Raw genomic sequence first — 5,424 nt, 5'->3', positions numbered from 1 at the left:
TGACCTGGACAGCCTGAAAGTAGGCACCGCCCCGTACTTGATGAATGGCCTCGGTCTGTGGCCCGATGTCATCATCGATCAGCACTTCCTGCAAAAGGGCCGATTCAATCGTTTGGCTCTGGCGACTATTGATCACCCGGACCTGCTGGGAATTGGTATCGACGAAGAAACGGCCGCCATCGTGCGCGGCCGCGAATTCGAAGTGATTGGAAGCAATAATGTGACTGTCATTGACGGTCGCCGGGCCAGTCGTGAAGAACTGACCCAGGGAGCAGCCGCAGCGGTGCGGAATCTATCAGTGCACGTCCTCCGTGCGGGGATGAAGTTTAACCTCGATGATAAAAAGTAGTTCAATGAAGATTGTAGAAGTTGAAGTTGTTCCACTGACGGGTGCGACGGTTGATGGTGGATGGCCGCAAGGTCATGAACCGCAGGAAAATCTCCACACGCTGGTGCAGGTCAAAACCGACGAAGGGCTGTACGGATGGGGAAGCTGTTTTACCTCCGGCACGCTGGTTGAAGGAGCCGTCGCACTTTTGTGGCCCCTCCTGAAAGGTCAATCGGCCGTCGAGCCGGAACGCGTTTCCGAGCTGCTGCGCCAGTCCAGTTTCTGGCAGGGACGCGGGGGATCCGTCGAACACGCCATCAGCGGTCTCGATATCGCCTTGTGGGACATCATGGGCAAAGCCTGTGGCCAGCCGGTCTCACGCCTGCTCGGCGGTAATTACCGTCAGCGGATCAAGCCCTACGGCTCCATTCTGTTCGACGAACCCGAGGCACTGAAGACAACGTTGCAAAGCGTTGTTGAACGTGGATTCAAAGCGATCAAGATGGGCTGGCGGCCCTTCGGACGCCGCAGCCGCAAGTTTGACGAAAAGCTTGTCCAGACCGCGCGTGATACCGTCGGCGAACATGTTGAGCTGATGGTTGATGCGGGGGGAAGCGAACAATTCTGGCCGCACGGAACCAACTGGGCCCGTGAAACCGCCATCATGCTCGCCGACTACGATATCACCTGGTTCGAGGAACCTCTGCCACCCGATGACATCGAAGGATTTATTGAACTGACACGTGTTTCCCCCGTGCCGATCGCCGGGGGCGAAGTCCTCACGCGACGCCAATCGTTCACTCCATGGCTGGAACGACGCGCCGTGGACATCATCCAGCCAGACGTCACCAAGAACGGCGGTCTGACAGAATCTCGCCGAATTGCGGCGTTGGCCTTCGATCACAACGTGACCGTCGTCCCGCATGGTTGGAATACCGCTGTCGGCCTCGCAGCCGACTTGCAGTTCTCGGCGGCGATCCCCGTGGCACGGTATGTCGAGTACCTGACCCCCTGTGCTTATATCGAAGAGCTTCCGACCAGTCCCTTCCGAATCGATGCGGAAGGCTCCCTGGAAATTCCAACCACCCCGGGTCTGGGGATCGATATCGATCTGGAAAAACTGAAAAAGTTCAGCGGGAAGCGAACCGTCTTCAAGTAGCCGACCACGCGATCCTCTGCTCCCCTGGATCCAGAGCGGTACGGTCGAGTCTCAAGACAAGCCAGCGACGTAGACGCCTCCTTTCGCCCCAAGGTCGGAAGGAGGCGTCTGTCATTGGATTTCGGAATTCCACAATCGTCTGCCGATTCACGCCTCCATCGAAGGTTCCGATCCAATCTTGTGGACCCTGCGGAACGCACGACTTTTCAATCCGGCGATCAGCGTTAATCCGGATCGCTCTCTTTCAAGGCCATTACCGCGATTCGGGAATCGGACCAATCGCGACGGCTGGCTCGCCTTGCACAGGTCCCCGGACGGCCCCATCGTGACAGGTTTTCTGAATAATTTTCAGTATTTCGCGGTTCGAGTTCTCTTGGCCACATGCGTATCGGAACAGCACAGCGAACCGCTGTGGCACTCGTTGCTCGTTTCAAAGGCAGTCGACTCCACATCGGACACGTCTGCCGCCGCCTATTTCCGCCGCGGAAACGGTCATTACTCCAGACTGCGGCGAAATTTGCGGTTGGCATGATGATCCGGTTTCTGCTTGAATACGTTACGGACCAAATAGAGAGGGTTGGAACTGACACGGCAATCTGTGCAGACCCCGAATGACCTGCTACGATGCGGTGTCGTATGGGTTTGAGCGATAACCCGCGGATCAGTTATCCGGCTGAACGATATTGTTGAGTTACTGGTGAAAGTGATTCGCCCGCTCTTGATCGGCGAGCCTGAAATAAGACGAGGTTGGCGTAGAAAATGGCAAGCACACTACAAGCTGCTCCCGCAGTTCGACGAACGGAATCCCCACAGGCGGCTGACGTTGCAAATCCCACGGATGAGGTCTCAGACGTTACCGTACCAGCCATCGATCCACAGGAAATGGACGAATGGCTGGAGTCGGTTGACGACCTGCTGCATCGCTATGGGCCGGAAGCGCTGAGTCAGCTCCTCACGCAGCTCTATTCACGAGCCCAGGCACAAAACGTCCCCGTTGTGCCTGCACTGACGACCCCTTATGTCAATACAATCCCGCCGGAAGCGGAACACCCCTTCCCTGGCGACCGCGATATCGAGCGACGACTGCGGAGCATCATCCGCTGGAACGCCATGGCGATGGTCGTGCGAGGCAATCAGAACGGTTCCGGCGTCGGCGGACACATCTCTACGTTCGCATCGTCGGCCGTTCTCGTCGAAGTCGGATTCAACCACTTCTTCCATGCCCCCACCGCCGACCACACGGGCGACATGGTTTACTTCCAGGGACACTCATCACCTGGGATGTACGCTCGGGCCTTCGTGGAAGGACGCCTCACCGAAGAAAACCTGAACAACTTCCGCCGAGAACTTCCTCGCGGCCAAGGGCTTTCATCTTACCCACATCCGTGGCTGATGCCCGATTTCTGGCAGTTCCCTACGGTATCCATGGGTCTCGGTCCGATCTGCTCGATCTATCACGCCCGTTTCCTGCGCTACGTTCAGCACAGAAATCTGCTTGAGACATCAAAATCACGCGTCTGGTCCTTTATTGGCGACGGTGAAATCGACGAACCAGAAACCCTCGGCGCAATCTCGATGGCCTCGCGGGAAAAGCTCGACAATCTGACGTGGGTCGTCAACTGTAACCTGCAGCGACTCGACGGTCCCGTCCGCAGCAACGGCAAGATCATTCAGGAACTCGAAGGAATCTTCCGCGGAGCGGGCTGGAACGTCATCAAGATTGTCTGGGGAAGCGAATGGGACGCACTGTTCGAAGCCGACGAGAAGGGCCTGCTTGCCAAGGCACTCGCCGAAGTTGTCGACGGACAATTCCAGAAGTACAGCGTCGAGTCGGGCGAATTTATTCGCAAAGACTTCTTCGGACGGCATCCTGAGCTGTTGAAGCTGGTCGAAAACCTGACCGACGAGCAGATTCGTAATATGCGACGCGGTGGACATGACGCCTTGAAGGTCTACAACGGCCTGCGAGCAGCCGTCGAATTCAAGGGTGCTCCGACCGTTGTCCTCGCCCATACCATCAAAGGTTTCGGTCTCGGTAGTGAAGCGGAAGGCAAGAACACCGCTCACAATACCAAGGGACTCGCAGAAGCCTCACTGCTGGCGATGCGAGATCGGTTCGAGCTGCCGTTTACCGATGAGCAGGCAAAGTCCGCGATCTTCTACCGACCACCGGCAGACAGTCCCGAGATGAAGTACCTGCACGATCATCGCAAAAAGCTCGGTGGATACCTGCCCGCACGGACTCCGACCAAAGATCGCCTGGCCATTCCCGATGTCGCGACCTTTGTCGAAACGATGAGCGACGCCGGCAAGGATCGTTCCACGACCGGGGTTCTGGGAACCATTCTTCGCGTGCTGATGCGAGATAAGAACATCGGCAAGCGGATCGTTCCCATCATTCCCGACGAAGCCCGTACCTTCGGGATGGAAGGCTTGTTCCAGACTTACGGAATTTATTCCAGCAAGGGACAGCTTTACACCCCTGTCGATGCCGGCTCGGCCATGTCGTACAAGGAATCGACCACAGGCCAGGTGCTGATGGAAGGGATCAACGAAGCCGGAGCAATGGCCTCGTTTGTCGCCGCAGGAACGGCTTACGCCAATATTGGCCTGAACATGGTTCCCTTTTACACCTATTACTCGATGTTCGGCTTCCAGCGAGTCGGCGATCTGATCTGGCTGGCAGCAGACTCACGCTGCAAAGGCTTCCTCTGCGGTGGAACTTCGGGTCGCACGACGCTCAACGGCGAAGGATTGCAACACGAAGACGGTCACAGCCAACTGATCGCATCGACTGTTCCAAACCTGCTCGCCTACGATCCAGCCTACGGTTATGAACTGGCCGTCATCGTTCAGGATGGTCTCCGACGGATGTACGCCGAAGGGGAAGACATCCTCTACTATCTGTCGGTTTACAACGAGTCCTATCAGATGCCTGACGCGATGCCGAAAGGCGTCGAGACTGGCATCGTCAAGGGTCTCTACCCGCTGGATCCCGCGGTCCCTGCCAAGAAGCGAGCCACTCGGCCGCAGCTTCTCGGAAGTGGCCCGATCCTCCGCGACGTCATTCGAGCCCAGAAAATTCTCGCAGAGAACTACGGTGTCGAAGCCGACGTCTGGAGCGTGACCAGTTACAACGAGCTGAAACGAGATGCCCAGGCAGCCGCACGCTGGAATCGCCTGCATCCCGATCAGAAGCCTAAGGCCAGTTACCTGGAACAGACGCTGGCAGGTCTCAAGGGTCCATTCATCTCTTCGAGCGACAACGTTCAACTGGTCGCGGAACAGATTCGGCCCTACATGCCGGGACAGTATATCGTCCTGGGCACTGACGGATTCGGCCGCAGCGACACTCGCGTTACGCTGCGACGGCACTTCGAAATCGATGCTGAGTGTGTGGTCTACACCACCCTGGTCGCACTCAGCCGCGAAGGTCAGTTCGATGCCAAGAAACTGCCCCAGGTTCTGAAAGACCTGGGAGTATATCCTGATAAGATCGACCCCGCCATCGCTTGATCGGATTGAGTGAGACACCCCTTGCTGAGCCCGCTTCGACGGGCTCAGCAGGTTGGGACGCTTCATCCCGCTCAATGCTGAAATCCACAGAACGCCCGGTTGCTAAATTTTTTGAAGTGCACATGACCTTTGTGCGCCAGATGTCTGAAATACGTTGTCATGGGCACCGCCCCACTTATAGAGATCACGAGACTTCCGATGACCATCGAATTCAAAGTCGAACAACAACTATTGGGTGACGGCATCAAGAGTGCCGATGTTGCCTCTGTGATCGTCGCTGTCGGCGACACAATCGAAGCGGGCCAGATCGTGATGGAGCTGGAAACGGAAAAAGCAGTCATGGAACTGCCTTGTCCGCATGCAGGTACCGTCACCAAGATTCTGGTGAAAAAGGGAGACACCGTGAAGCCGGGACAGGCCG

At 56.9% G+C, this 5,424-nt stretch carries 4 protein-coding genes; all 4 read left to right on the top strand.

Translation table 11 applies throughout. The annotated features are described in order from the left end of the window. Positions 1–349: cyanophycinase (locus VGE80_RS22890; protein WP_440594259.1), on the top strand; the 349-nt coding region annotated here is incomplete at its 5' end. Between the two features lie 4 nt (positions 350–353). Further along, positions 354–1,487 (top strand): mandelate racemase/muconate lactonizing enzyme family protein, encoded by a 1,134-nt coding sequence (locus VGE80_RS22885; RefSeq protein ID WP_440594258.1) that lies wholly within the window; start codon positions 354–356, stop codon positions 1,485–1,487. Positions 1,488–2,246: 759 nt separating this feature from the next. Continuing rightward, the gene (gene aceE, locus VGE80_RS22880) at positions 2,247–5,003 is read left to right on the top strand and encodes a pyruvate dehydrogenase (acetyl-transferring), homodimeric type (protein WP_440594257.1); all 2,757 of its coding nucleotides are present in this window, start codon (positions 2,247–2,249) and stop codon (positions 5,001–5,003) included. 198 nt (positions 5,004–5,201) lie between these two features. Continuing rightward, on the top strand, positions 5,202–5,424 hold a 223-nt coding region (locus VGE80_RS22875; protein WP_440594256.1), incomplete at its 3' end, for a biotin/lipoyl-containing protein.

The organism is Schlesneria sp. (assembly GCF_036405755.1).
Classification (GTDB): domain Bacteria; phylum Planctomycetota; class Planctomycetia; order Planctomycetales; family Planctomycetaceae; genus Schlesneria; species Schlesneria sphaerica.
The sequence above is the reverse complement of the archived record's forward strand: the minus strand, read 5'-3'. Positions and strand labels throughout refer to the sequence as shown.